The sequence below is a fragment of the Nesterenkonia sp. YGD6 genome, assembly GCF_022565895.1.
GTDB lineage: Bacteria > Actinomycetota > Actinomycetes > Actinomycetales > Micrococcaceae > Nesterenkonia.
Genome location: NZ_JAJOYY010000003.1, coordinates 108,050 through 134,979 on the forward strand (window position 1 = coordinate 108,050; position 26,930 = coordinate 134,979).

General features: G+C 68.6%; 22 protein-coding genes. 6 read left to right on the plus strand and 16 right to left on the minus strand.

Translation table 11 applies throughout. The features are described from left to right. Window position 1: 1 nt before the first annotated feature. Window positions 2-538 (plus strand): GNAT family N-acetyltransferase, encoded by a 537-nt coding sequence (locus LTI14_RS13240; protein WP_241476033.1) that lies wholly within the window; start codon window positions 2-4, stop codon window positions 536-538. A gap of 141 nt (window positions 539-679) precedes the next feature. Here the strand turns inward: LTI14_RS13240 and LTI14_RS05755 are convergent, their stop codons facing one another. The 10 genes from LTI14_RS05755 to LTI14_RS05800 all read right to left on the minus strand — a co-directional run bounded on the left by LTI14_RS05755 (window position 680) and on the right by LTI14_RS05800 (window position 12,348). Next, window positions 680-2,239, minus strand: a complete 1,560-nt coding sequence (locus tag LTI14_RS05755; RefSeq protein ID WP_241465326.1) for an alanine/glycine:cation symporter family protein — start codon at window positions 2,237-2,239, stop codon at window positions 680-682. Between the two features lie 274 nt (window positions 2,240-2,513). Then, complete coding sequence (gene gatB / locus LTI14_RS05760) at window positions 2,514-4,034, minus strand: Asp-tRNA(Asn)/Glu-tRNA(Gln) amidotransferase subunit GatB (protein WP_241476034.1); 1,521 nt, start codon at window positions 4,032-4,034, stop codon at window positions 2,514-2,516. Window positions 4,035-4,042: 8 nt separating this feature from the next. Next, complete coding sequence (gatA, locus tag LTI14_RS05765; RefSeq protein ID WP_241465328.1) at window positions 4,043-5,593, minus strand: Asp-tRNA(Asn)/Glu-tRNA(Gln) amidotransferase subunit GatA; 1,551 nt, start codon at window positions 5,591-5,593, stop codon at window positions 4,043-4,045. An 8-nt stretch (window positions 5,594-5,601) separates the two neighbouring features. Continuing rightward, entirely contained in the window at window positions 5,602-5,898 is a 297-nt protein-coding gene (gene gatC, locus LTI14_RS05770; protein ID WP_241465329.1) for an Asp-tRNA(Asn)/Glu-tRNA(Gln) amidotransferase subunit GatC, read from the minus strand. A 147-nt stretch (window positions 5,899-6,045) separates the two neighbouring features. After that, window positions 6,046-7,101: a baeRF2 domain-containing protein gene (locus tag LTI14_RS05775; protein WP_241470551.1), complete on the minus strand. Its 1,056-nt coding sequence runs from the start codon at window positions 7,099-7,101 to the stop codon at window positions 6,046-6,048. 116 nt (window positions 7,102-7,217) lie between these two features. Beyond that, window positions 7,218-7,997: a PP2C family protein-serine/threonine phosphatase gene (locus LTI14_RS05780; RefSeq protein ID WP_241465331.1), complete on the minus strand. Its 780-nt coding sequence runs from the start codon at window positions 7,995-7,997 to the stop codon at window positions 7,218-7,220. Window positions 7,998-8,081: 84 nt separating this feature from the next. Further along, entirely contained in the window at window positions 8,082-9,647 is a 1,566-nt protein-coding gene (locus LTI14_RS05785) for an adenylate/guanylate cyclase domain-containing protein (protein WP_370642710.1), read from the minus strand. Beyond that, window positions 9,640-10,215 carry a hypothetical protein gene (locus tag LTI14_RS05790; RefSeq protein WP_241465332.1) on the minus strand — a complete coding sequence of 192 codons (576 nt, stop codon included), beginning with the start codon at window positions 10,213-10,215 and terminating at the stop codon, window positions 9,640-9,642. Before LTI14_RS05790 ends, LTI14_RS05785 begins: the two co-directional genes overlap by 8 nt. A 78-nt stretch (window positions 10,216-10,293) precedes the next feature. After that, window positions 10,294-11,304 carry a biotin--[acetyl-CoA-carboxylase] ligase gene (locus LTI14_RS05795; RefSeq protein WP_241476035.1) on the minus strand — a complete coding sequence of 337 codons (1,011 nt, stop codon included), beginning with the start codon at window positions 11,302-11,304 and terminating at the stop codon, window positions 10,294-10,296. Window positions 11,305-11,340: 36 nt separating this feature from the next. Then, window positions 11,341-12,348, minus strand: coding sequence for an SDR family NAD(P)-dependent oxidoreductase (locus tag LTI14_RS05800; RefSeq protein ID WP_241476036.1), 1,008 nt, complete (start codon window positions 12,346-12,348; stop codon window positions 11,341-11,343). Window positions 12,349-12,527: 179 nt separating this feature from the next. Here LTI14_RS05800 and LTI14_RS05805 point away from each other — a divergent pair, with 179 nt between their 5' ends. The 4 genes from LTI14_RS05805 to LTI14_RS05820 all read left to right on the plus strand — a co-directional run bounded on the left by LTI14_RS05805 (window position 12,528) and on the right by LTI14_RS05820 (window position 17,131). Beyond that, window positions 12,528-14,111: an acyl-CoA carboxylase subunit beta gene (locus tag LTI14_RS05805; protein ID WP_241465335.1), complete on the plus strand. Its 1,584-nt coding sequence runs from the start codon at window positions 12,528-12,530 to the stop codon at window positions 14,109-14,111. A 14-nt stretch (window positions 14,112-14,125) separates the two neighbouring features. Beyond that, complete coding sequence (locus tag LTI14_RS05810; RefSeq protein ID WP_241465336.1) at window positions 14,126-14,518, plus strand: acyl-CoA carboxylase epsilon subunit; 393 nt, start codon at window positions 14,126-14,128, stop codon at window positions 14,516-14,518. Further along, window positions 14,515-15,171: a Maf family protein gene (locus LTI14_RS05815; protein ID WP_241465337.1), complete on the plus strand. Its 657-nt coding sequence runs from the start codon at window positions 14,515-14,517 to the stop codon at window positions 15,169-15,171. The genes LTI14_RS05810 and LTI14_RS05815 overlap by 4 nt, the downstream gene beginning before the upstream one ends. A 79-nt stretch (window positions 15,172-15,250) precedes the next feature. Beyond that, entirely contained in the window at window positions 15,251-17,131 is a 1,881-nt protein-coding gene (locus LTI14_RS05820; protein ID WP_241465338.1) for an ATP-binding protein, read from the plus strand. An 82-nt stretch (window positions 17,132-17,213) separates the two neighbouring features. On the opposite strand, the gene LTI14_RS05825 is transcribed toward LTI14_RS05820, so the two are convergent. The 5 genes from LTI14_RS05825 to LTI14_RS05845 all read right to left on the minus strand — a co-directional run bounded on the left by LTI14_RS05825 (window position 17,214) and on the right by LTI14_RS05845 (window position 22,913). After that, window positions 17,214-18,356 (minus strand): mannitol-1-phosphate 5-dehydrogenase, encoded by a 1,143-nt coding sequence (locus LTI14_RS05825; protein ID WP_241465339.1) that lies wholly within the window; start codon window positions 18,354-18,356, stop codon window positions 17,214-17,216. Window positions 18,357-18,489: 133 nt separating this feature from the next. After that, window positions 18,490-20,520 (minus strand): PTS mannitol transporter subunit IICBA, encoded by a 2,031-nt coding sequence (locus LTI14_RS05830; RefSeq protein WP_241465340.1) that lies wholly within the window; start codon window positions 20,518-20,520, stop codon window positions 18,490-18,492. Window positions 20,521-20,638: 118 nt separating this feature from the next. Then, complete coding sequence (gene ptsP / locus LTI14_RS05835) at window positions 20,639-22,297, minus strand: phosphoenolpyruvate--protein phosphotransferase (RefSeq protein ID WP_241476037.1); 1,659 nt, start codon at window positions 22,295-22,297, stop codon at window positions 20,639-20,641. Continuing rightward, entirely contained in the window at window positions 22,297-22,569 is a 273-nt protein-coding gene (locus LTI14_RS05840) for an HPr family phosphocarrier protein (protein ID WP_241465342.1), read from the minus strand. The genes ptsP and LTI14_RS05840 overlap by 1 nt, the downstream gene beginning before the upstream one ends. Further along, the gene (locus LTI14_RS05845) at window positions 22,566-22,913 is read right to left on the minus strand and encodes a PTS sugar transporter subunit IIB (RefSeq protein WP_241465343.1); all 348 of its coding nucleotides are present in this window, start codon (window positions 22,911-22,913) and stop codon (window positions 22,566-22,568) included. The genes LTI14_RS05840 and LTI14_RS05845 overlap by 4 nt, the downstream gene beginning before the upstream one ends. Before the next feature lie 139 nt (window positions 22,914-23,052). Here LTI14_RS05845 and LTI14_RS05850 point away from each other — a divergent pair, with 139 nt between their 5' ends. After that, window positions 23,053-25,062, plus strand: a complete 2,010-nt coding sequence (locus LTI14_RS05850; RefSeq protein WP_241476038.1) for a BglG family transcription antiterminator — start codon at window positions 23,053-23,055, stop codon at window positions 25,060-25,062. Window positions 25,063-25,152: 90 nt separating this feature from the next. On the opposite strand, the gene LTI14_RS05855 is transcribed toward LTI14_RS05850, so the two are convergent. Then, window positions 25,153-26,565 (minus strand): MFS transporter, encoded by a 1,413-nt coding sequence (locus tag LTI14_RS05855; RefSeq protein ID WP_241465345.1) that lies wholly within the window; start codon window positions 26,563-26,565, stop codon window positions 25,153-25,155. Window positions 26,566-26,930 lie beyond the last annotated feature (365 nt).

Here is a 26,930-nt window from a genome sequence, read left to right on the forward strand (position 1 = left end):
CGTGCAGGATGGTCCTGCGCAGACGGACTCGACCCAGATGCGCATCCGCGCCGCCACTCACGCCGACTGGGACCGGATCGCGGAGCTGACCGTGGCCGCCTATGTCGACGGCGGCTTCCTGACCGCTGGGGATTCCTACGTCTCTCACCTGAGCGACGTCGAGACCCGCGCCCGAAGCTCCCAGGTGCTGGTCGCCGAGGTCCCCACCGACGACGGCGCCGCGGTGGCAGCCGCGGTGGCGGTCACCGACGCCGGAGGTCCGATGGCCGAGGTGGCACGTGACGGTGAGATGGAGTTCAGGATGCTCGCCGTGGCTCCGGAGCACCAGGGTCGGGGCATCGCCCGGGCAATGGTGCGCCACATCATCGGGCTGGCCGAGTCGCGGCCGGAGATCCAGGCGCTGACCCTGTGCAGCCTGACCTCGATGACCACCGCACACGCCCTCTACCGCTCCGAGGGGTTCCGTCCGATGCCCGAGCGGGACTTCTTCCTGCCCGAGAAGTCAGCACGGTTCCCGTTCTTCCTGCGCGAGGTCTGACGCCGCAGGGCCCATGCGCAGGGCCCAGAGCGGTAAGACCTTCGCCCACCTGGCACGGGAAAGCCCGGTGACGCCTCTCCCCTCGAGAGGCACCACCGGGCTTCGTCGCTCATTGCGAGGTCCCGCGAAGAGCTGTTGGAATCAGCGGCGCTCTGCCAGCTCGTGGGGCAGCGGCTCCGGATCTTCCAGCAGACGACCAGCCTTGCGGTCGGCCAGGTACTGCTTCATCTCTTCCTTGACCTTCGGCGCCAGGATGACCAGGCCGATGACATTGATGAAGATGCACATGAACAGCGCCGAATCGGCGAAGTCGAAGATGTTCTGCGTGGAGACCAGGCAGCCGATGACGACCAGGGTCAGCACGATGGTGCGGAAGATGTTGTCACCGATCCTGGACGTGCCGAAGAGGTGCCGCCAGGCCTGGATGCCGTAGTAGGACCAGGTGATCAGCGTGGAGAACGCGAACAGCAGCACTGCGATGGTCAGCACGATGTTGAAGCCGGGCAGGAAGGAGTCGAAGGCTGCGGAGGTCAGGCCCACCGGGTTTTCGGCACCGCCGGCATCCAGTGCCTCCTGGTACTCAGGCGTCCAGGCGAAGATGATGACCAGGGCGGTCATGGTGCAGATGACGACCGTGTCGATGAAGGGCTCGAGAGCAGCGTTGAATCCCTCGGAGATCGGGCGGCGGGTCCGGACTGCAGAGTGGGCGATCGGCGCGGAACCGATGCCGGCCTCGTTCGAGAACGCCGCACGGGTGACACCGATGATGATGACGCCGAGCACGCCGCCGGAGATGCCCTCCGGGGAGAAGGCGCCGTTGATGATGGCGCCGAAGGCCTCGCCGAGGTTGGCGAAGTTCACCGCGATGACGATGAGGCAGGCCAGCACGTAGATGATGGCCATGGCGGGGACCAGCTTGGCGGTGACCGCACCGATGGACTTGATGCCGCCGATGATGACGACGCCGACGAGCCCGGCGAACACCAGGCCGAAGATCAGGGCCGCGAGCTCAGAGCCGAAGATGCCCTCCTCGCCGCCGGTGGCGGCGCGCAGCTGGCCGAAGGCCTGGTTCGACTGGAACATGCCGCCGCCGACCACGCCGAAGAGCATGATGGCGATCGCGAAGAGACCAGTGATGATGGCCACGGGGATGCGACCGAGCCGGCGGTAGGCGACCTTGAGGTACTGGAAGGGTCCGCCGTGGACGATCCCGTTCTCATCGATATAGCGATATTTGACGCCCACCGTGCACTCGACGAACTTGGTGCACATGCCGAAGAGTCCGGCGATGATCATCCAGAAGGTGGCGCCCGGGCCACCCAGGGAGACCGCGGCGGCCACACCTGCGATGTTACCGAGACCGACAGTGGCGGAGACCGCGGAGGTCAGCGCCTGGAAGTGGGAGACCTCACCGGGGTCCTTCTCGGTGGTCCACTTTCCGCGGAGCACCTCGAAGCTGACCTTCGGCGTACGAAACTGCACGAAGCCGAAGTAGATCGTGAAGCCGATGGCCGCCAGGATGGACCACAGCACGACGACCGGCGCGTCATAGCCGCCCAGCGGGATGGTGGCGAAGATGATTCCTGCGAAGACTTCTGTGACGCCGGCGAAGTAGCCGTCCACGGTGTCGGCGGTCTGCTGCAGCCTGGAGGTTTCCTCCCCCGCTGCCGCCAAGAAGGCGTATGCACTCATGGTGCTCATGTCATTCCCTCATTCGATGATCGGTGCAAGCGCGTGTGACCTCGCGCTCCGGGGTACAGCCCCGGGTTGCGCAATAATCTACTCCCCGACTGTTTCCGTCAGTTTGCGACACGCAATGAATGTGTATCGTGCATGTTTCCAGGTGGCGGAATATTGCACAAGAGAGAATTGTGCCATAGAACACAAAAACGGCCCAGATTCATGCTCGGGGAGCAGATTCTGGGCCGTCGGTCGGCTGTGCAGCCGTGTTGCGGCAGCGATGCCGCGGGGTGGATCAGCCGTCGATCCCCAGCTTGGCCAGCACGATCTCGCGGACCTTGCCGGCGTCGGCCTGGCCGCGGGTCTCTTTCATGACCGGGCCGATGAGCGCCCCGATGGCTTTGAGCTTGCCGGCGGCGATCTTCTCCACCACGTCGGGGTTCTCCGTCATGGCCTTCTCCACCGCAGCGGTCAGCGCACCGGAGTCGTCGGAGACGACTTCCAGCCCGCGGGCGGTGACGATCTCCTCCGGGGCGCCCTCCCCGGCGATCACATGTTCCAGGACCTGCCGGGCGATCTTGTCGTTGATCCGGCCCTGCTCGATCAGCGCGTTCAGCGCGCTGATCGTGGCGGGCTGGACACCCAGGTCGGCAGGTTCGAGATCCCTGGCGTTGGCCAGCCGGGAGATCTCACCCATCCACCACTTGCGTGCCACGGCGGGGGCGACCCCGGCGGCCACGGTCTCGTCGAGCTCGTCGAGCAGACCGGCGGCGACCACGTCACGGAACTCCTGTTCCGAGAAGCCCCAGGCGGCGAGCAGCCGCCGCCTGCGATCGGCGGGCGGCTCGGGCAGCTGGGAGCGCAGCTCCTCGACCCAGGCGGCGGTGGTGACGATCGGGACCAGGTCCGGCTCCGGGAAGTAGCGGTAGTCATCGGCGTCGGACTTCGGGCGTCCCGAGCTGGTGGTGCGGGTGCCCTCCTGCCAGTGCCGGGTCTCCTGCACGATGGTGCCGCCGGCGGCGAGGATTCCGGCGTGGCGGCGCATCTCGAAGGTGACCGCGTGTTCGACGGCGCGCAGCGAGTTCACGTTCTTGGTCTCTGAGCGGGTGCCGAAGGTCGTGGTGCCCTTGGGCATCATCGAGACGTTGGCGTCGCAGCGGACGTTGCCGCGCTCCATCTTCGCATCCGAGATGTCCAGGCCCTTGACGATGTCGCGCACTGCGGAGACGTAGGCCCGAGCCAGTTCCGGACCTCGGGCGCCGGCGCCGACGATGGGCTTGGTGACGATCTCCACCAGCGGGATCCCGGAACGGTTGTAGTCCACCAGGGAGTAGTCCGCGCCCTGGATGCGCCCGGAGGTGCCGGCGTGGGTCAGCTTGCCTGCGTCCTCCTCCATGTGGGCGCGTTCGATCTCCACGCGGAAGATCTCGCCGTCGTCGAGCTCGATGTCGAGGTATCCGTCGAAGGCGATCGGCTCGTCGTACTGCGAGGTCTGCCAGTTCTTCGGAGTGTCCGGATAGAAGTACTGCTTGCGCGCGAAGCGGCAGTACTCGGCGATCTCACAGTTCAGCGCGAGGCCGAGCTTCACCGCGTACTCCACGGCCCTGCCGTTGACCACCGGCAGGGTGCCGGGCAGTCCCAGGCAGACCTCGTTGACGTTGGTGTTGGGCTCGTCGCCGAAGGCATTCGGCGCCGAGGAGAACATCTTGGTCTTGGTGTTGAGCTCCACGTGGACCTCGAAGCCGAGCACCGGGTCGAACTGCTCCAGCGCCTCTTCAAAGCTCAGCGGGGATGCGTCGGTCAGCGTGTCAGTCATCTCTTCCTTCACTTCCCGGCGGGGTGAGCCGCCGCTTCAGCCAACTCCGGGGCCTGGGCCCAGAATGGTTCGGCGTCCTGTGCCAGCAGCTTCTCCAGTGCCGCTCCGGCCCGGTAGACCCGGGCGTCCTCGCGGATCGGGGCGAGGAACTGGATGCCCACCGGCAGCCCGTCGGAGAGGCCGCCCGGCACCGAGAGTCCGGGGATCCCGGCGAGGTTGGCGGGGATGGTGGCCACATCGTTGAGGTACATCGCCAGCGGGTCGTCGTCCTTCTCCCCCAGCGGGAACGCCACGGTGGGCGAGGTCGGGGAGATCAGCACGTCGGCCTCGGTGAAGGCGGCGTCGAAGTCCTGCTGGATCAGCGTGCGGACCTTCTGTGCGGAGCCGTAGTAGGCGTCGTAGTAGCCGGCCGAGAGGGCGTAGGTGCCCAGGATGATGCGTCGTTTGACCTCATCGCCGAACCCGGCGGCGCGGGTGGAGCCCATGACCCGTTCGATGGTCAGCGGCCCGCCCTCGGGGAGGACCCGGGTGCCGTAGCGCACACCGTCGAACTTCGCGAGGTTGGAGGAGGCCTCCGAGGGCATGATCAGGTAGTAGGCGCCCAGCGCGTACTCGAAGCTGGGACAGTCGACCTCCACGATCTCGGCCCCGGCGGCGCGCAGCGCGTCCAGCGCCTCGTGGAACCGGGCCAGCACGCCCTCCTGATATCCCTCGCCCTGGAGCTGCTTGATCACACCGATCCGCAGGCCTTTGACATCGGCGCCGCGGACGGTCTCGGCCAGGGCCGGGACCTCCCCGGTGAGCGAGGTGGAGTCCTTCGGGTCGTGTCCGGCGATCAGCTCATGGAGCATCGCGGCGTCTTCGGTGGTGCGTGCCACCGGGCCGATCTGGTCCAGCGAGGAGGCCATCGCAATGGCCCCGTAGCGCGAGACCGCGCCATAGGTGGGCTTGCCGCCCACGGTGCCGGTCATGGCTCCGGGCTGGCGGATCGAACCGCCGGTGTCGGTGCCCAGTGCCAGCGGCGCCTCGAAGGCGGCGACCGCGGCCGCGGAGCCGCCGCCGGAGCCGCCGGGGATCCGGGTGATGTCCCAGGGGTTGCGGGTCACCCCGTAGGCGGAGTGCTCGGTGGAGGAGCCCATCGCAAACTCGTCCAGGTTGGTCTTGCCCAGGATGGGCAGCTTCGCGGCGCGCAGCTTGGTCACCACGGTGGCGTCGTAGGGGCTCATCCAGCCGTCGAGCATCTTGGAACCGGCGGTGGTGGGCTGACCCTCGGTGACGATCAGGTCCTTGACCGCGATCGGCACTCCGGCCAGCGGGTGCAGGGCCTCGGCCTCGGCGCCGCCGGCGACGCGGATCGCGTCCACCTCGGCCGCGGTGCGCAGCGCCTCCTCGGCGGAGACGTGCAGGAAGGCGTGGATGCCGCGCTCGCCGCCGTCGACGGCGGCGATCCGGTCCAGGTGCGCCTGGGTCAGCGCCACCGAGGTGATCTCCCCGGCACGCAGCTGCGCCGCCATCTCGGCGGCGGTGAGCCGGATCAGCTCATGGGTGTGGGTGGTCATATCGGGGGTCACTCCTCGTCCAGGATCGCCGGGACCTTGAAACGGCCGGCTTGAGCGTCAGGTGCATTGAGCAGCGACTGTTCAGCGGTGAAGACATGGCCGACCTCGTCCTCGCGGAAGACGTTGGTCAGCGGCAGCGGGTGGCTGGTGGCGGGGACCTCGCCGGAGACGGCCTCAGAGACGGTCGCCACGGAGTCCACGATGACGGCCAGCTCCTGCGCCATCTTCTCCAGCTCCTGCTCAGTCATGCTGATATGCGCGAGTCTTGCCAGATGCTCAACGTCTGCGCGCGAGATCTCAGACATGCAGCTCCCTCGGGGATCGGTGGTGGATGAACTCGGCCCAGTCTATCGGCCGGCACGACGACGGCGACCGCCCACCTTCATCGGTGAGCGGGCGCCGTCGTCGTGCCGGAGCGATCTCCTCCGCAGAGGGCGGAGCCGTTCGACGGCTCAGTCGGTGAGGTCCTCGACGGGCACCTCATAGCGCAGGATCGCGGCGACCGACCCCTGTGCCTGGGTGCCGAGGATCCCCACAGACGCGCCGACGCCGGCGGCTCCGGCGAGCAGCTCGTCCTCTTCGGGATCGCGCTCACGCGGCCGGAGCAGCAGGGTCTCCACGGCACCGAGTCGAAGGGCGGCCCGGATGGCCTCAGGGTCCTCCGCAGAACGCCCCTTTCCGCGGGCCTCCCCGAGGCGCTCGGTCTGTTCGTCGGCGCGCCGGATCACCACGCGACGAGCGATGACGGACAGCTCCTCGCGAAGCGCCTCTTCGGTGCCCTCATCGGCGCTGCCCGAGGGGATGCCGCCGCCTGTCTCGGCCTCCACCGTGAGCTTCCGCAGCGCATGCGGAAGCTCCTCATGCAGTGCACGGCGCCCCTGGACCTCCCCGGCGACGACGATCACGTCGGGCCGCCAAGAGTCGGCGATCTCCGCCACGCCGGCGGCGATGTCTCGGATGTTCCGCGCAGCGGCCTCATCGGCTGAGCGTTGGATCCGCTTGTGGCTCATTGCGCCCTCACGGGGCTTGTGCACCGATTCGACGCTGCCCCGGACCGTCTCCTCAGAGCCGGCGTCCAGCAGGTCGTCTCCTGTGACGACGAGACGGCGGATGACGGCCTGCTTCTGATCAGCGATGGCCACGAGCATCCGGGCCGCGGCGAGCCGATGTCGGATATAGGCGCCAAGCCGAGGCGGCTCCGCGAGCACGGCGAGATCCCCGGTCTCCTGGGCGGCGTCGAAGCGCTCTTCGAGCACCACGCGGGACCTGTCGGCCACCAGCACGCGACCCTCGGCCTGGACCTCCTGCGCCTTGGCGCTCGCGAGGGCCTCATCCAGAGAGGTCAGGGCCGCCTCGGAAGTGCCCGCATGAGCCAGCTGCGAGCGCAGGTCGTGCCAGCGCAGACGGATCTCGTTCGCGGCCTCGGCGGACGGGGAACGCGCTTCGAGGTAGACGGTGGCGAAGGGGCCTTCGGCCTCGTAGACGCCCCGGAGAGTCGACAGCTGCATGGGTGATCCTTCCTATGTGCGAGGAAGGTCGCGCAGGTTCTCCTGCACCGTCCGGCGCACGCGGTCTGTGGCAACAGATGACTGGTGCTGACGCTAGTCAACGTGCCGGGAGAAGGTCAACCGTCCTGCTCCTGGACGTCCACGACGACGACGGTGACGTTGTCACGTCCCCCGGCTCGCAGTGCCTGGTGGATCAGCCAATCCACGGTGTCCTGGGCGTTGCGCCCGGCGCCGAGGATGCGTTCCATCTCGGAGTCGTTCAGCTCTCCACTGAGTCCGTCGGAACAGATCATCAGTCGCTGACCGGCACGCACCGGGGAGCTGAAGTAGTCCGCGTCCCACATGTCGCCGGCACCCAGGGCCCGGGTGATGACGTTGCGCTGCGGGTGGCTGTGCAGCTCCTCCGCGGTGATGAGCCCAGATTCGAACATGTCCTGGACCTGGGAGTGGTCGCGGCTCAGCTGCTGCAGCCGGGAATCCTCGAAGAGGTAGGTGCGGGAGTCGCCGATGTTGAAGACGAGCCAGTTCAAGCCTTCTCCCTGGTCCGCCAGCAGCGCCCCGGAGACCGTGGTGCCGGCCTTGGAGTCTGTGGCCTCGCGGATCCGCTGGTCCGCCTCGGCCAGGAAGGTCTGGATCTGATCCCGGGCGACTCGTCCTTCGGCCTGGTTCCAGCCATCGGCCAGTGTCTGCACGGCCAGCGCCGAGGCGACCTCTCCGGCCTCATGTCCACCCATGCCGTCGGCCACGGCGAAGAGCGTGTCGGTGATCACCGAGGAGTCCTCGTTGAGTTCACGGCGAAGGCCCACGTGGGACCCGTATCCGTAGTCGAGGTAGAGGCCTGCGGGCTGGACCGGCTGCTCCCGGGGTTCCTCTGGACTGTCTGCGCTGGCTGCCACATCACCATCTTGTCACGGTGCCGGTCCATGTGGGGACGGTGTGGCGCGTTTCGCACTGCGCCAGCGCTGATCCCAGGCGGGGCTTCAGCGGTTATCGGCGAGGATCCCGGCCCCCTGGCCGCGCAGCAGCATGTACGGCTGGACCTCGCCGAAGCCGCGCACGATCCGCGGAGGCTGCGGGACCAGCAGGTAATCCGGGTCGGAATCCAGCGTCTGGGCGGTGACCTGGTCCACCAGGATCATGCCCGGATCCGCGAGCGAGGTCAGCCGGGCGGCGAGGTTCACGGTGGGTCCGTAGATGTCCCCCATCCGGGAGAGCACACGGCCCCAGACCACTGAGACCCGCGCCTCGGGCAGGACGTCGTCGGCGGCGATGGACTCCGCCAGGGCCAGCGCGATCTCGGCGCCGGCTTCGGGCGTCTCGGCGTTGTAGAGCACCTCGTCCCCGACGGTCTTGACCAGCCGGCCTCCGCCGATGGAGATGATCTCGGCACATTTCGACTCGAAGTGCTGCACCATATGCGCCAGCGTGCGCTCGTTCATCTGCCGCGACAGCGAGGTGTAGGAGACCAGATCGGCGAAGCCGACGGCGCGGGCCAGCGGCAGGGCGGCGTCATCCTCGGCCCCGGTGCGCCCCTGCTCGGTGGCCGCCAGGCCCGATTCCACCCGGACGGTGAGGCGCTGCAGGGCGGCCGAGAGCTGGCGGCGCCAGGTGTAGCCGATGAGCTTCTGGATCGGGTCGATCAGCTTGGGCAGCGTCTCCACGACCTGGGTGCGCGCCACCGCGTCGGAGAGCTGGCCGTTGGCGATCTTGTCCTCCACCAGGGCCTCGATCTGCCAGACCACCATGCGGTCGGTCATCTGGCCCACCGATCGGGTCATCGAGATCGCGGTCTCCTCGTTGAGGTGACCGTCGCGGACCAGCTCGATCATCGTGGCCAGCGCCTCGACGTCGGTCTCGGTGAAGGCCTTGACGTCGTCATCGAGGTTGGGGAAGCCGAGCGCCCGCCAGAGCCGCCGGGCCGAGCGGGTGGAGACCCCCAGCTGATGAGCCATTTCGCGGTAGGTGAGGGTGCGTTCGGCCCCGAGCAGCCGGCGCTCGAGCTCACGGATGGTGCGGTGCCATTCGCGCTGCTCCATGCTCGGGATCGGGATGGCTGCGGTCTCCGGGGAGCGTTCATGGCCGGTGAGTGCCGCGGCGCCGGCGCCGTCATCTGCGTCGGCGCCGGTGTCGCGCTCGGTCTGCGCCTCCCGGGCGGCGAGGCCGGCGCTGCGATCGACCAGCCCCTCAGCCCCCACGGCGCCGTCGGGGCCGGCGGTGATGCGGCCTTCCCCGGCTTCCTGCAGAACGGTCTGGCGGACCTGGCCCTGCAGCCGCGGGGAATGGAAGTCAGACCAGTCCTGGCGGGCCGCCTCGAGCTCAGCGGAGGAGTAGTTGACCGACACCTCGCGCGGCGGACCCTCGGCTCCTGCCGCCTCGGCGGAGCCGGCGGCCTCCGGGGAGAGGCTGGAGGGCTCACCGCTGAGCTCGAGGCCGCGGCTGGCACCGGGGGGCGTGTAGCGCACTGCCCGCCACGAGGCGTCGGTGTCTTCGCCGCCGAGGTAGACCGGTCTGGGGTCGTGTCCTGGCGGCGTGCCGGGCTCAGGCATAGTGTGCTTCTCCGTATCCTCCAGGAGCGGGTGCCTGGCTCGCGTACTGGGCAGCGACGTGCCGGCGATATTCGCCCAGCTCCTCGGCGATGACGGTCTGGAAATGCGCGGCGTCGGGCATGTTGCTCAGCCGGGTGCGCTGGTGCTGACCATAGGCCCCATGGAGCAGGACCAGGTCACCCGCCGCTGACGTGGACTGGAGGCGGGACTGCTTCAGCTGCACCTCGGAGAGCAGCCCCAGCGGCACCACGCTGGCCTGCGCGGCGCCGAGCAGGTTCTTCTGCACCAGGCGGTGACTGGTCAGGTAGGTCATGCGGTTGCCCCAGGTCAGCAGTGGCTTGAGTGTGCCGAAGGCGAGCGCGAGGAGCCCGCCGGCCCAGATCACGAAGACTCCGATGTGCTGGTAGTGCTCGACGAACTCGGGCTGATCGGCGCGGGCGATGTAACCCAGCAGGAAGCTCATCACCATCACGGTGACGAGGAAGTTCAGCAGCGCGGGGAGCAGCGCGCGGTGGTGGGCGCGGGTGCGGATGACCACCTGCTCGCCGTCGACCAGCTTGAGCTTCATCGCGAGCCACAGCCTCCTGCCGGTCTTCGTCCACGCTCCCCTAGCCAGGGCGCGCAAGTTCATATGCGATCTGCCGTGTCAGTCTACCGGGGGTGGCTGGGCACCGCCGCGGACCGCCCGGAGATGGGTCACGTCTCCGGCGGAGAAGGCTCTGAGCACGGGCGCACAGGGCTCCCAGTCACGCTCCGAGGCGGCGCGCCGCGCGATCACCTCCACCTGAAGCGCGCCCTGGGAGCTCAGCCGCTGCGCCACCCCGCGTTCGGCGCTGCCATCGGGGAGCTCCACACGGACCTCCTGGCCAAGGGTGGTCAGCACCTGACCGATCGTGTTGATCAGCACCTCGTCCACCGTCGCGGGGTCCTGCCGTGCGGCGTCCTCGATGCGGCCCAGCAGCTCCGCGAAGCGTTCCAAGAAGCAGCACAGCAGCTCGGTGCGAAGCTGCCCCGGCTCCTGGCTGCCCGCGGCGGGTCCTGATCCGATCTCCGCATCCGCGCCCCGGCGGTTGAGCTCGATCAGCACCGAGGTGGAGTTCTCGATGGGCAGCTGCTCAGGCGTCAGCAGCACGTTGATCCCGACCCCCAGCACGACGGCGCCCGGCACCGCGGTGGCCAGGATCCCGCTGACCTTCTTCGCCGGTCCGGAGGCCTGGGTCACCTGCACATCGTTGGGCCATTTCAGGACCGCGCGCTGATCCTCGGCATCCAGTCCGCAGTCCTGACGCAGCGTGTCCACCAGCGCCCGACCGGCGAGCATCGAGACCCAGCCCAGAAGCGCGGGATCAAGCTGCGGGCGCAGCACGATCGAGGTCGAGAGCGACGCCCCCTTCGGTGAGCTCCAGAGCCGACCCAGTCGACCCCGACCACCGGTCTGCTCCTCCGCGGTGAGCGCCGAGAGGTGCGGCCACGCCGTCGTCGCCTGCCGTGTCGGCTGCGGTCGCGACTGCGCCTCTTCGGCAAGCACCTGACTCAGCCACTCGTTGGTGGACCCGACCGACTCGATCCGCTGGATCCGGGCATAGGCTCCCCCGGCGTCGGTGTGGAGGCGTCGGGCGAGCAGGGCCTCATCGAGTGGTGGCAGCGCGGCAGTCATGAGCCCAGGCTAGGCCACGGGATCGGCGGGGACCCCTCAGAGGAAGGCGTCGGGGATCAGCTCGGCCTCGGGATCCACCGCATAGTCGGTGAAGTCCTCGACGCCCAGCTGGCGCAGCACCTGCTCGTCGGTGAGGAAGGCCCCGCTGATCGGGCGCAGCTTCCCATCGGGCGCGGCCGTGGTGACCTGGCCGGAGAGCACGGCCACGGCGGCGTCGGCGACGATGTCCACCCGTCGGGCTCCGCGGATCATGGTCTCGCCCTGCTCACCGGCGAGCGCGGCCAGGTTCCGGATCGCGGCGGTGTCGATATAGGTGGCGGGCCAGAGCGAGTTCACCGCCACGCCGTCTGGCTCGAGCTCGGCGGCCAGACCCACGGTGGTCATCGACATCCCGTACTTGGACATCGTGTAGGCCAGATGCCGACCGAGCCAGATCGGGTCCAGGCCGGCCTCGCTCAGCGCCAGCGGCGGGGAGAGGGTCAGGATCTGCGGGGTGAATTCCGGCTCCGCCGCTGCTCCTGCCGCAGACCCCGAGGCCGTGCCGTCGGCGGGGGCCCGGTGCTTCGCGGCGCTGGTGCGCAGGTGCGGAGCGGCGGTCTTCGAGAGCAGGAAGGTGCCGCGGACGTTGATGTCGTGCATCAGGTCGTAGCGCTTCATGTCCAGCACCTCGGTGGGTGAGAGATCGATCGCCGAGGCGTTGTTGATGACGATGTCGATCCCGCCGAAGGCCTCCACGGTCTGCTCGACGGCGGAGAGCACGTCCTCATCGCGGCGCACGTCGCCGACCACGGCCAGTCCCTGACCGCCGGCCGCCCGGATGTCCTCCACCGCGGTGTGCACGGTGCCGGCGAGCTTCGGGTGCGGGGTGTCGGTCTTGGCCAGCAGCGCCACGTTGGCTCCACGGGCCGCCAGTGCGACGGCGATGGCGTGTCCGATGCCCCGGGATCCGCCGGAGATCAGCGCGGTGCGTCCGGTGAGTTCGCCGGCGGCGGCGGGACTGGTCTTCGCGGCAGGTTCGGTGTCAGGTGTTGTGAACTGGGTCATAGGAGCACCCTACCGGTGAGTAACCATGGGTGGAAGCGTCTGGCTCCGTCCAAGCATGCAAGTCCCGTCTGGCTTTTTGTAGAGAGTCCACAGCGGAACGGCCCCCACCCGTGGATAGACTGGCCGCTGAATTGTGGACTTCCTCCAGCCTGCGATCGGAAAGGTGCCACCGCGCAGCCATGACGTCAGATCTCACCACCACCGCCGGCAAGCTGGCCGACTTCCGCCGGCGACGCGACAAGACCCATGCCCCTGCCGGGGAGGAAGCCGTCGCCAAGCAGCACAGCCGCGGGAAGAACACCGCCCGCGAACGCATCGACATGCTCCTGGATCCCGACTCCTTCGTCGAGCTCGACGCCATGGCGGTGCACCGCTCCAGCTCCTTCGGGATGGAGACCCGCCATCCGCTGGGCGACGGACTGGTCTCGGGCTACGGCACCATCGATGATCGCCTCGTCGCCGTCTACTCCCAGGACTTCACGGTCTTCGGCGGATCCCTCTCGAAGGTCAACGGGGAGAAGATCGTCAAGGTCCAGGAGTTCGCCGCCCGCAACGGCTGCCCGGTGATCGGGATCAACGACGGCGGCGGGGCGCGCATCCAGGAGGGCGTGTCCTCGCTGGCGATGTTCGCCGACATCTTCCGGAACAACGTCCACTCTTCTGGAGTGATACCGCAGATCACCCTGATCATGGGCCCTGCCGCCGGCGGCGCCGCCTACTCCCCTGCGCTGACCGACTTCGTGATCATGGTGGACAAGACCTCCCACATGTTCATCACCGGGCCCGACGTCATCAAGTCCGTCACCGGTGAGGACGTCGACATGGAGACCCTGGGCGGGGCCCGGTCCCACTCCACGGTCACCGGAACGGCGGCCTATATGGCCTCCGACGAGGCCGACGCCGTGGAGTTCGCCAAGGAGCTGCTGGAGTTCCTCCCGCTGAACAACCTGGCGGAGGCCCCCATCGAGGACCATGAGGAGCGGCCCAAGATCGAGACCGGCGACGAGGCGCTCAATGCGCTGATCCCGGACTCCTCCTCCGCCCCCTATGACATGCGCGTCCTGATCGAACAGATCCTCGATGACGGCCACTTCCTGGAGCTGCAGAGCCTCTACGCCCCCAACGTCACCATCGGCTTCGGCCGGGTCGAGGGCCGCTCGGTCGGCGTGGTCGCGAACCAGCCCACCCAGTTCGCCGGCACCCTGGACATCGCCGCCTCCGAGAAGGCCGCCCGGTTCGTCCGCTTCTGCGACTCCTTCAACATCCCGATCCTGACCCTGGTCGACGTCCCGGGCTTCCTGCCCGGCACCGACCAGGAGTTCAACGGGATCATCCGGCGCGGCGCCAAGCTGCTCTACGCCTACGCCGAGGCGACGGTGCCGAAGATCACGGTGATCACCCGCAAGGCCTTCGGCGGCGCCTACATCGTGATGGGCTCCAAGAAGCTCGGCGCCGATGTGAACCTGGCCTGGCCCACCGCGCAGATCGGGGTGATGGGGGCCCAGGGCGCGGTGAACATCCTCTACCGGCGCGACCTCGCCGCGGTGGAGAAGTCCGGCGGGGACGTGGAGGGACGCCGGAAGTCGCTGATCGCCGACTACGAGGCCGAGCTGCTGAACCCCTACCAGGCGGCTGAGCTCGGCTACATCGACGCGGTGATCGAACCTGCCGAGACCCGCTGGCAGATCTCCAACGCCCTGCGCGCCACCCAGCACAAGCGCGAGGCGCTGCCGGCCAAGAAGCACGGAAACATTCCGCTCTAGAAGGGCTTCAGACCATGACCCACGCAATCCTGAGCACCGAGCAGCTCCCCGAGGCCGACGCCGCGGCGAGCGTCTCCACCGACGCGGCCGAGCCTGCCGCGACGCTCGTGTCTGATGCGTCCGTTGAGGCCGAGCCGGGCTCTGGCTCTGAGCAGGACTCCGAGGCTGAGCAGGATGCCGAGGCCGTGGACGGCTCGGACCTGCAGATGGCCGGAGGGACTCTCAACGATGAAGAGCTCGCCGCGGTGACCGCCGTGCTGGGCACCCTGGCCGGAGCCTCGGAGGTCGAGCACAACGGGGCCGGCAGCGCCGGCCCCAGCGACCGCACCCTGCAGCGGCGCCGTCGGCTCGGCCTGTGGGGTCGGCCCGGGCCGGACTCCTGGAAGCATGCGGCGGGCCTGCGATGACCCGCCTGATCCTCGGCTCCGCCTCGACCAGCCGAGCCCGCATCCTGACCCAGGCCGACGTGATCTTCACAGTCCGCGTCTCCGATGTCGACGAGCCCGCCGCGGTGGCCGCCGCCCAGGAGAAGCTCGACGGCGATCAGCTCACCCCGGCCATGGAGGCTCAGCTGCTCGCTGACCTGAAGGCCGCCGCCGTCGCGAATCTGCCCGGCATCAACAGCCGACCCTCGGTGATGGTGCTCGGCTGCGACTCGGTCTTCGAGCTCGACGGCGCCAGCTACGGGAAGCCCTTCGAGGTCGATGTCGCGGTGCAGCGCTGGAAGCAGATGCGCGGACGCACCGGGGTGCTGCACACCGGCCACGCCCTGATCGACGCCTCCACCGGCACCCGGGCCCAGCGCACGGTCTCCACCCGAGTCAGCTTCGGTGAGCCCACCGACGCCGAGATCCAGCGCTACGCCGAGTCCGGCGAGCCGCTGAACTGCGCCGGCGGCTTCACCATCGACGGCCGCGGCGCCGCCTTCATCGAGGCGATCGAGGGGGACCACCTCTCCGTCATCGGGGTCTCCCCCGCGGCGCTGCACTCGATGCTCGCCGAGCTGGGGCATTCCATCACCGACCTGTGGTCCCCGCCGCCCGCGGCCACCCACACCTGAGACTTCCCAGGGGCGGCACTTCCCGCGCCTGCAGACCCACCCTCACCGGTGGGCGACAGCGAAAGCAGAGAGAGGAACCATGACCGAGTTCACCAAGGTCCTGATCGCCAACCGCGGCGAGATCGCCGTGCGCGTCATCCGCGCCGCCCAGGACGAGGGGCTGGCCGCCGTCGCCGTCTATGCCGACCCGGACCGTGACTCGGTGCATGTGCGCATGGCCGACGAGGCCTACGCCCTCGGCGGCGCCACAGCCGCCGAGAGCTACCTGAGCATCCCGAAGATCCTCGCGGCGGCCCGGGCCACCGGCGCCGACGCCGTGCATCCCGGCTACGGGTTCCTCTCCGAGAACGCCGAGTTCGCCCAGGCCGTGATCGACGCCGGGCTGACCTGGATCGGGCCCTCGCCGAAGGCCATCGACATCCTCGGAGACAAGGTCTCGGCGCGGCAGCTCGCCGAGCGGGTGGGTGCGCCGCTGGCGCCGGGCACCAAGGAACCGGTCAAGGACGCCAAAGAGGTCATGCGCTTCGCCGAGAAGCAGGGACTTCCGCTGGCCATCAAGGCCGCCTACGGCGGCGGCGGCCGCGGCATCAAGGTGGTGCGTGAACATGACGAGATAGCCGAGCTCTTCGAATCCGCGGTGCGCGAGGCGGTCTCCGCCTTCGGTCGCGGCGAGTGTTTCATCGAACGCTTCCTGGACTCCCCGCGCCATGTCGAGACCCAGTGCCTGGCGGACGAACATGGCAACGTCGTCGTCGTCTCCACCCGGGACTGCTCGCTGCAGCGGCGGAACCAGAAGCTCGTCGAGGAGGCCCCGGCGCCGTTCCTGACCCGGGCGCAGAACCGGCAGCTCTACCGGTCCTCCAAGGCCATCATGCGTGAGGCCGGCTATGTGGGCGCCGGCACCTGTGAGTTCCTCATCGGTCAGGACGGCACCATCAGCTTCCTGGAGGTCAACACCCGGCTGCAGGTCGAGCACCCGGTCTCCGAGGAGGTCACCGGCATCGACCTGGTCCGTGAGCAGTTCCGGATCGCCCGGGGCGAGCGCCTGGGCTACGAGGATCCGGAGATCCGCGGGCACAGCATCGAGTTCCGCATCAACGGGGAGGACCCGGGGCGCAACTTCATGCCCGCACCGGGCACCCTGGAGACCTTCGATCTTCCGCACGGGCCCGGCGTCCGGGTGGACTCCGGCGTCCACGCCGGGGAGACGATCTCCGGAGCCTTCGATTCGATGATCGCCAAGGTCATCATCACCGGCGCCACCCGCGAGCAGGCGCTGCGCCGTGCCCGACGCGCGCTGAAGGAGATGAAGGTCGAAGGCATGCCCACGGTTCTGCCCTTCCACCGTGCGGTGCTCGAAGACATCGCCTTCGCCCCCGAGCTGGTCCCTGCCGCCGCGACCCAGCCCTCCTCAGGCGCAGGAGCAGCTGGCGGCCACGGCAACGCGGTCTCCCAGGCCGCGGAGCGGCTGGCACGACGCCGGGCGCCCGCCGCGGAGAGTTTCAGCGTGCACACGCGGTGGATCGAGACCGAGTTCAACAACCAGATCCCGCCGTACAACGCGCTCATGGCCCACCCGGCCCACGGCCATGAGGAGCCGCGCGAGTCGGTGGTGATGGAGGTCAACGGCAAGCGCATCACGGTGAACCTGCCCGCGGCCCTGGCCGGCGGCAAGCTCGGCGGCAAGCCTGCCGGGGGCAAGAAGCGGCGCAAGGCGCGCAGCACCTCCGCCGCGGCGGTCTCTGGGGATGATCTGACCTCACCGATGCAGGGCACGATCGTGAAGGTGGCCGCGAAGGACGGTGCGAAGGTCGCCGAAGGAGATCTGGTGCTGGTCCTGGAGGCGATGAAGATGGAGCAGCCCATCACCGCGCACAAGGCCGGCCGGTTGAAGGGGCTCAAGGCCAAGGCCGGGTCCACCGTGACCGCCGGCCAGGTCGTGGCCAGCATCATCGACTGATCCTCCCCCAGCAGATCCTCCGCATGGCGACAAACGGGTGTGGTCAGCGTGTGGAGGGAAGTCCCCGGGGTGGTGCGGGTGGTCAGCCCTGCCGGGCGGTGACCAGCTCGCGGACTCTGCTGTAGAGCGGATCTGCCGGTTGCAGCCCGGTGATCTGGGTGGTCAGCGCGTCGGCGTCGAGCTCGGTGAGCAGCTTCTGCAGCTGCCGGGTCTGCTCATCGGCGGCCGACTCGAAGTGCAGCGCCGCCTCGACGACGGCGAGCAGCCCCTCCACGCTCAGGCCGCGCTCCGCCGCCTCCACGGCGGGCCCGATCAGGCGTTCGTGCCGGGAGAGCTTGCGCAGCGGCTGCCGACCCACCCGATCCACGGTGTCTGGAAGCTCCGGGTTGCGGAAGCGCTCCAGGATGGTCGCTCGGTAGGCGGCCATCTCCTCGGGGGCGAAGCCGTGCTTGTCCACCAGCAGCGCCGAGGTCTCCTCGAGGGCGGCACGGACTCCGGCGAAGACCGTCTCATCGGTCAGCGCCTCGGCGATCGTGCTGCGGCCCGCGCGGAACCCCAGGTAGGCGGTGGCGGCGTGGCCGGTGTTCACGGTGAAGAGCTTGCGCTCGATATAGGGGCCGAGGTCGTCCACGAAGTGGGCGCCCGGGATGTTCGGCCGGTCCTCACCGAAGGGTCCTGCTTCGATGGCCCATTCGTAGAACGGCTCCACGGTGACGTCGACTCCTCCGTCGACGGGCTGTCCCGGGACGATCCGGTCCACCGCGGTGTTGGCGAACACTGCCCGGGCCGAGAGCATCTCCCACTGCTCCCCGGCGAGCTCCTGCACATGGTCGCGCAGCGTGTCGGTGGCGCCCAGCGCGTTCTCGCACGCCATGATCTGCAGCGGCTGGGCCTCGGCCGGGCGCTGCAGCAGGCCGGAGAGCACATGCGGGGCGATGAACTTCAAGATGGCAGGTCCCACGGCGGTGGTGACCACATCGGCGGAGGCGACCTCTGCGGCCACCGCCTGCGGGTCCTCGGTGCTGTTCAGTGCCCGGAAGTTCGTGACCTCCCGATCGACGCCACCGGCTCCGACCTCGTGCACGGTGTAGCTGCGCGCTTCCGAGAGCGCGTCCACCAGGGGTGCTGCGACGTCGGAGAAGACCACCTCATAGCCTCCCTCGTGCAGCAGGGTTCCTACGAAGCCGCGGCCGATGTTTCCCGCGCCGAAATGGACTGCCAGCATGTTGACTCCCGAAGGTTGAGTGCTCAGATGTATGTGGTGTGTGCAGCGGCGAAGGGGGTGCGCCACCGGTGATCCGTGTGACGCACCCCCTTCGGCTCAGCGGGTGCCCGCGGGCACCGGTGTCAGCCCAGGCTCAGCCGGCGTTGACCGCCGAGAGCAGCGTCAACAGCTCCTCCTCGGAGGAGGCCTGCTTGAGCTTGGCGACCTCCGCGTCGTCGGAGAAGAGCTCAGCGATCTTGGAGAGGATCTCCAGGTGCTCGTCACCGACCCCGGCGATGCCGATCACGAAGGTGACCTTCTCTCCGGCCCAGTCCACGCCGCCGTCGTAGCGGGTCACCGAGAGCGCCGAGGCCAGAACAGCTGACTTCGCGTCGTTGGTGCCGTGTGGGATGGCCAGCTCGTTGCCCATGTAGGTGGAGACCGTGGCCTCGCGCTCCTTCATGGCCCTGAGGTACTCCTCGGTCACCGCGCCGGCTGCGCCGAGGATCTCGGCCGCTTCGGTGAGCGCCTCGTCCTGGGTGGCGGAGCCGGTGTGGATGCGGACCTGCGAGCGGGTCAGGATCTGTGAGTCGCTGCGCACACGGGTGTCCATGGCGACTCCCCCGGCGGAGGACTCGTGCGAGTCGACGCCGTCATCAGCATCCCGCCCGGAGGACCTGGCCTCGCTCTGCCGGATCAGCGTGACGACGTCGTCGTACTCCGGGGCGTTCATGAAGCTGTCCACCGAGACGTGCACCGCCTGCGGCTCCTTGGCGCGTGCCCGATCGGTGAGCTGCTGCTGGGTGATGACCAGATCGGCGTCCCCCGGCAGCGAGGCGACGGCCTTGTTGGTGACCGTGACGCCTTCGATGCCTGCCCCGGAGATCTTCTTGCGCAGCACCGAGGCGCCCATCGCGGAGGAGCCCATGCCGGCGTCGCAGGCGAAGATGATGTTCGTGATCTTCTGCGCCGGGACCTGGGTCGCGGCGGAGAGGTTCGCCAGATGCGAGGAGGACCTGCCCTTGTTCGCCTCGGTCTTCGCCACGGCCGCCGCGAAGCTGTCCTCATTCGCCGCAAGATCACGCTTCCGGCTGGAGAGCAGGATGACCGAAGCGACCGAGAAGGTCACCGTTGCCGAGAGGATCACCGAGAGGATGACCCCGACGTAGGAGCCCTGCGCGGTCTGCGCCACCACCGCGATGATCGAACCCGGTGCGGCGGGGGCTCGCAGACCGGACTCGAAGACCATGTTGGTGCCGACGCCCGTGGCGCCACCGGCGATCATGGCGATCAGCAGCGCTGGCTTCATCAGCACGTAGGGGAAGTAGACCTCGTGGATGCCGCCGACGAACTGGATGAGCAGAGCACCGGGGGCGGTGGCCCGTGCAATGCCGGTGCCGAAGATCGAGAAGGCCAGCAGGACGCCGAAGCCGGGCCCCGGGTTGGCCTCGAGCAGGAACAGGATCGACTGGCCGTTCTCAGCCGCATCCGCGATGCCCAAGGGCGTCAGCACACCGTGGTTGATGGCGTTGTTGAGGAAGAAGACCTTCGCTGGTTCGATGATGACCGAGGTCAGCGGCAGCAGATTGGTCTCGATGAGCCAGCGCACCGCGTTGCCCATGACATCCATCAGCGCGTTGATCGCCGGAGCGACCCAGTAGAAGCCGGCGAGGGCCAGCAGGAAGCCGCCGATGCCTGCGGAGAACATGTTGACCAGCATCTCGAAGCCGGACTTGATCTTGCCCTCCCACAGCTTGTCGAGCTGCTTGATCGCGTAGGCGCCCAGGGGACCCATGATCATCGCACCGATGAACATGTGGACCTGCCCCAGTTCGCCGGCACCCTCTGGGAGGGTCGCGTTGAACTGGGCGACGAGCCAGTCGGAGCCAGCGATGACGCCCATGGTGGCGATCGCGCCGACGACGGCACCGCGCGTGTCGTAGATCATCCGGCCACCCTGCATGGCGATCAGGATCGGCAGCAGGTAATGGATCATCGGGCCGACGATCGAGGCGAGCGCCTCGTTCGGGAACGGACCGACCTCGATGAACAGCGCGGTGATGATGCCCCAGGCGATCAGGGCGGGGATGTTGGGCATGATCATGCCCGACAGGAATGAGCCGAATCGCTGGACGGCCACACGTGTGCCGCCCCGATCCTTCGTCTCAGCTGACACCGTTGTCATGACGGAGCCTCTTTCTTGTGATGGTGAGACGCCCCCTGCGGGTGCGTCAAAGGTGTCGGCCCTGGAACGAGGGCCGATCTCAGCGACTTAGGCGATGATTCAGTTGTTCAGTCGTGGTTCAGGACTTCTGCGCCGCGGTCTGTGCGGCTTCCCGCGCCTGCGCCGCGGTGGCGGCAGCAAGCGCGGCGGCGGCGATGGAGCGTGCCTCCTCCAAGGTGTGCAGCTTCAGCTCGGCCCGCACATCTGCGAGCGCGGCCGGAGACATCGAGAGCGTGTTCACGCCGAGTCCGACCAGGACGACGGCGAGCAGCGGGTCCGCGGCGGCCTCGCCACAGACTCCGACGGGCTTCTTCGAAGCGATCCCGGCGGCGCCGACTTCACGGATCAGCCGCAGCACCGCGGGGTGCCAGGGATCCTGCAGGGACGCCACGGAACCGAGCAGGCGGTCGGCCGCCATCGTGTACTGGGTCAGGTCGTTGGTGCCGATGGAGGCGAAGTCGGTGCGTGTGAGCAGCTCATCGGCCATCAGCGCGATCGAGGGGACCTCCACCATGACCCCGGCCGTCTGCAGGCCGTGCTCCTTGGCCAGCGCCGTGAACGCTTCGGCCTCCTCCACGGTGGAGACCATCGGAGCCATCACCCAGACGTCGGCATCGGTGTTCTCCTGCGCCTGGGCCAGGGCGGTGAGCTGGTCCGTGAGGATCTGCTCATTGGCCATCAGCGCGCGCAGTCCGCGCAGACCCAGTGCCGGGTTCTCCTCGGGCGCGTCGTTGAGGAAGCTCAGCGGCTTGTCAGCGCCGGCGTCGAGGGCTCGGACCACCACCTTCTGGCCGGGGAAGGCCTCGAGCACCGACTGGTAGGCCTCGCGCTGCTCTTCCACCGAGGGCGCCTCGTCGGCGCTGAGGAAGAGAAACTCGGTGCGGAAGAGCCCCACACCTTCGGCGCCCAGCGCCACCGCCTTGGCCGAGCTCTTGGCCGAGCCGAGGTTCGCCAGCAGCGGCACCGCGGTGCCGTCTGCCAGGGCGCCCGGAGTCACCGGTGCCACGGCCTCCGCCGCATGCGCGGCGCGGCGGGCCTCGGCCTCGTCGAGCTGCTCCTGGGTCGGATCAGCGATCACCGCGCCGGCTCCGGCGTCGACGATCACCTGCTGGCCCTCCAGAAGGCTCTCGGCCTCGGCGACGCCGACGATGGCGGTGATGGACTTCTCGCGCGCCAGGATCGCGGTGTGCGAGGTCGGTCCGCCCTGGATGGTCACCAGTGCGAGGACCTGGTCCAGGTTCAGCAGCGCGGTGTCCGCCGGCGCCAGATCCTCGGCCACCAGGATGAACGGGTGTCCGGGGTCCGGGATGCCCGGGGCGGGCAGCCCACGCAGGCTGGCGATCACGCGCTGGGACACGTCGGAGAGGTCCGAGGCGCGCTCGCCGAGATAGCCGCCGAGCGCCTCCAGCGTGGCGCGGAACTCGGCGAAGGCCTCGTGCACGGCGTATTCGCCGGTCTTGCCCGCCTTCAGCCGGGTCGCCACGGCGTCGTGCAGGGTCGGGTCCTGGGCCATCATGGCCTGAGCCTCGAGCACGTCGCGGGCCATGCCGCCGGCGGTGCGGCCGCGGGCTTCGAGCTCGGCGGCCACTTCGGCGACTGCCACCTGCACCCGCTGCGTCTCAGCGTCGGCGCTGAGCGCGGAGGCTTCATCCGCGGGCGCCGGCGGCGGAGCGGACATACGGGCCACGGGTCCCGCGGCGATGCCCCTTCCGACGCCGATTCCGGAGAGCTCCGGCATCAGGAGGCCTCGTCGTGGTCGGTGGTCAGGAACTGCTCCAGACTCTCCAGGGTCTGCTCCTCGTTCCCGCCTTCGGCGGTGAGCACCACCTGATCGTTCTTCTCCACGCCGAGGGAGAGCACCCCGAGGATGCTGGCCGCGTTGACGGACTTCTCACCCTTGGCGATCGTCACCTGCGCGCCGGAGGCCTGGGCGGCCTCCACGAACAGCTTGGCCGGACGTGCGTGCAGCCCCTGGGAGGAGGCGACGGTGACAGTGCGAGTGGAGCTCATGAGAGTCCCTTTCGGGTTGATGCGGCGGCGGCCGCGTCGGGCATGGGGAGGGCCTCGAGGATCAGCGCCAAGGCGCTGGTGCCTTCGAGGTCGGTGTAGATGTCTGCCGGAAGCAGTCTCACCACGGTGCCTGCCGGCGCGGTGAGTCCTTGGATGTCCTCCAGCGAGTCCGCCAGATGCGGGCCCAGGAGGATCAGATCTGCGGAGTCGAGATCATGCAGCAGGGAGGCCTGGTTTCCTGCGCGCACTGCGTAGGGCACGCCGGCCAGGCGCATCGCCTTCTTCACACGCTGTGCCACGAAGGTGCTGGACGCGCCAGCACCACAGACCACCAGGATCTCCATTGATCTCACACTCCTTCCTCCTCGATTGTGCAGTGATTCAGGGCACACTGCACCGGCGTGGGGCCGAGAGTTCTTTCCGCCGGGGAGGAAGAATCGCCCGGCCGATGTGGCCGGCCGGTAAGGTTTGAGCGTGGACCGGATGAGCAGACGCCAGGAGCAGCTGATCAACCTGCTCCTGCGTGAGCCCGGGTGGATCACCGCAGGCTCGCTGGCTGACCTGCTCGGCGTCACCCCGCGCAGCGTCAGGTCCTATATCGCTCAGCTCAATGCACGCGCCCCCGCTGGACCTCAGGCCGCTGCTCCTCACCCGGCCTCTTCCGACTCCAGCACCTCAAACTCCGCGGCACCTCGTTCGACCGTCGCACACTCGGCATCTGCCCAGCCGACGGCGCTGATCGAATCCGGGCCCGCCGGATACCGGGCGGACCGGGCCGCACTGGCAGCGCTGCGCAGCGACTCCGGCCGCGCCTCGACCCGGGACCGGCTCCACGGCCTGGTGCACGAGCTGCTCGAGGCGCAGAACGGGATCGATCTGCGCCGCACCGCCGAACGCCTCTATGTCTCCATGGCCACGGTGGAGGCCGATCTGGTCCGGGTCCGCGAGCTGCTGGCCGGCACCGGCAACACCATCCAACGTTCAGGCGCGCGTGCGCTGCTGGTCGGCGATGAGCTCGCCCAGCGGCGGCTGGTCTCGAAGCTCGCCCATGAAGAGATGGAGCACGGCTCCTTCGACGGCGAGGGCCTGCGCCGTGCGGCGGGACTGGGGTCTCTGGAGGCGGAGGCCTTCGGTCCGTTCAAGCGAGAACTGGCGGCCCAGCTGGCCGAGCAGGGCTACTACGTCAACGAGTTCGCCTCCGCCGATGTGGTCCTGCACGTGGCCATCGCCGCCGACCGGGTCAGCCACGGCCACCCGCTGGAGGGGACCCATCTGCAGCCCAGCGCCCAGCAGGAACGGCTGGCCGGCGTCGTCGGGGCTCTGGCCTCCCAGCACTTCGGAGTGAGTCTGGGCCAGGGCGACCTGCAGCATCTGGCCTCGCTGGTGCTGACCCGGGTGGTCGCCTCGGACGGCAGCGCGGGCACCGAGGTGCCGCTGGACCCCGAGGTGGAGCGGGCGGTGATCCGCGCCGTGGGCCACGCCGCGGAGGAGTATCTGGTGGACATCGCCCACGCCGACTTCATCCGGCGACTGAGCCTGCACGTGCAGAATCTGGTCCATCGGGCGCGGGAGCAGGCCTTCTCACGCAATCCGCTGACCAAGTCGCTGAAGTCCAGCTATCCGATGATCTTCCAGGTCGCGGTCTCCATCGCCAGCGACATCACCGAGCAGCTGGACGTGCTGATCCGCGAGGATGAGATCGCCTACATCGCAATGCATGTGGGCGGCCGACTGGAACGCAGCCGCCGCGCCGAGGCCGCGCTGACCGCGACCATCGTCTGCCCCGGTTACTACGAGCTCCATGACCTGCTGCGCTCGCGGCTGGATGAATCACTCGGGCCTGGCATCGAGGTCACCGCGGTGGAGACCCGGACGGATCCCGACTGGGCTGGAATGAACACCGATCTGGTGCTGACCACGATCGAACCCCCGGTGCCCGATGAGCGCACGGTCCAGCTTGCCCCGTTCATCACCGACGCCGACATGCAGCGCATCGCCGCGGTGGCGTCGAGGCGTCGTCGCACCCGGCGGCTCACCCGGCTGCGCGGAGAGCTGGAGCGCTACTTCAGCCCCGATGCCTTCCTCCGCCCGCTCCGGGCGAAGGACGAAGAAGATGCGATCCGCCAGCTCAGCGCACCGCTCCTCGCCCAGGGCATCATCGATGAGGACTATGTGCGCGGCACGATCGAGCGCGAGCGGCTCTCCTCCACGGCCTTCACCGAGTCCCTCGCGGTCCCGCACGCGCTGACCATGACGGCGCGGCGCACCGCGCTCTCGATCGGGATCGCCGAGGGTTCGATCCGCTGGGGCGAAGGGCGCATCCAGGTCGTGGCCCTGGCGGCGTTCTCCGAGTCCGAGCGCGATGCGTTCCAGACCGTCTTCGAGCAGCTCGTGGAGGTGCTCAGCGAACGGGAGTCGCTGCAGCGGATCCTGCGTCGGGGCACCGACTTCGGCGGGTTCCTCGATGAGCTGGTCGCGGTCATCGACGGCTGAGCCGGCTCTCGCCGGGTCCTGGATGACCCGGGACACAGCACTGCCCCGCCCAGGGCCGTGGCCTTGGACGGGGCAGCTGTCGGCGGCTGGCTACTCGGCAGCCTCGGTGTACAGGGACTTCTTCGAGGTCTCCGGGGCGAGGATCAGCGCGATCAGGGTCAGCACGCCCAGTCCGGCCAGGTACAGCCCGACCGCGCCGACGCCGTAGGCCTGCACCAGCCAGGCCGCCACGAAGGGGGTCAGCGCCGCACCGAGGATGGATGCGGCGTTGTAGGCCACACCCGATCCGGTGTAGCGGGTGTTCGTGGGGAACAGCTCCGGCAGCACCGCGGACATGGGACCGAAGGTGAGACCCATCAGCGTCATGCCGACGGCGAGGAAGGCCAGCATCTGCCAGACGTTGAGGTCCTCGCCGGTGCCCATGGAGTCGGCGGAGAGCCAGTAGCGGAAACTCAGTCCGAAGGCCATGATCGCCAGGGTGACCACGATCAGCATCGGGCGTCGGCCGAAGCGGTCGGCCAGTCGGCCTGCCACCGGCACGAAGATCGCGAAGAAGGTGATGGCGACGATCTGCAGCACCAGGAAGTCCTGGTAGCCGTAGCTCAGGCCTCCGACCTCGGCGCTGCCGATGGCGTAGGAGAGCACCCAGGTGGTCATCAGATAGAACAGCCCGTAGGTGGCCAGCATGATGAAGGTGCCCAGGATGATCTCCCACCAGTTGCGCCGGAAGACCTCCCCGATGGGGGTCTTGACCCGCTCGTTGCCGGCCATGGCCTTGGCGAACACCGGGGTCTCCTCGATCCGCAGCCGGACGTAGAGCCCGACGGCGACCATGAGCACCGAGAGCAGGAACGGCAGGCGCCAGCCCCACACCAGGAACGGATCATCGAGGTCACGCGCGGTGGAGTCATAGGCGAAGAGGGTGGCCAGCAGCAGGAAGAGGCCGTTGGCGAGCATGAAGCCGAAGGGAGCACCGAGCTGCGGCCACATGGCCGCCTGCGCACGCTTGCCCGGCCGGGCGGTCTCCGAGGCCAGCAGCGCGGCACCGGACCATTCCCCGCCCAGTCCCAGTCCCTGGCAGAAGCGCAGGATGGTCAGCATCGCGGGCGCCCAGAGCCCGACCTGGTGGTAGGTGGGCAGCAGACCGATCAGGAACGTGGCGATGCCCATGGTCAGCAGCGCGCCGACCAGGGTGGCCTTGCGTCCGACCTTGTCCCCGTAGTGGCCGAAGATGATCGCGCCCAGCGGCCGCGCCACGAAGGCCGCACCGAATGTGGCCATGGAGGCCAGCAGCGCGGAGCCCTCGTCGCCGTAGAAGAAGAGCAGCGGGAAGATCGAGACGGCCGCGGTGGCGTAGATGTAGAAGTCATAGAACTCGATCGTGGTCCCGATCAGCGAGGCCATGATGATCCGGCGGCGCGGGACGGTGAGGTTCTCATCGGCCACGTCATCGACTCTTCGTTTCGAGGCGCTGGGCACAGAGGGGTCAAGAGAGGTAGACATTGCTGGGCATCTCCACAGAAGGATTGATGGTGAGGCGCCGAGTGCGGCGCAGACCCAAAATGATAGGACGAGGCCGTGGGAGCCCGGCACCCGAGCCGAGGCAGTCTCATCAGCTGAGACTGCAGGGGCGGCTTCCAGAGACCGATCCGAATCGTTCCAGGGATGATCCATCTCTTCGAGTCGTACTGATCTGGTCGGGCCTACGCTCGTACGTCACTCTTGGCGACTCTGTCGCCCGATTCAGGCGTGGCGCCGATGCCACGTGTTCGCGCTGCGGAGTCGCGCGTCTACGCGGAGCGCAGGTACGCCCCCTGGTTTCGAGCCCTTCGTGGTATGAAATCGCTTGGGATGACGGTCGTGAAAGA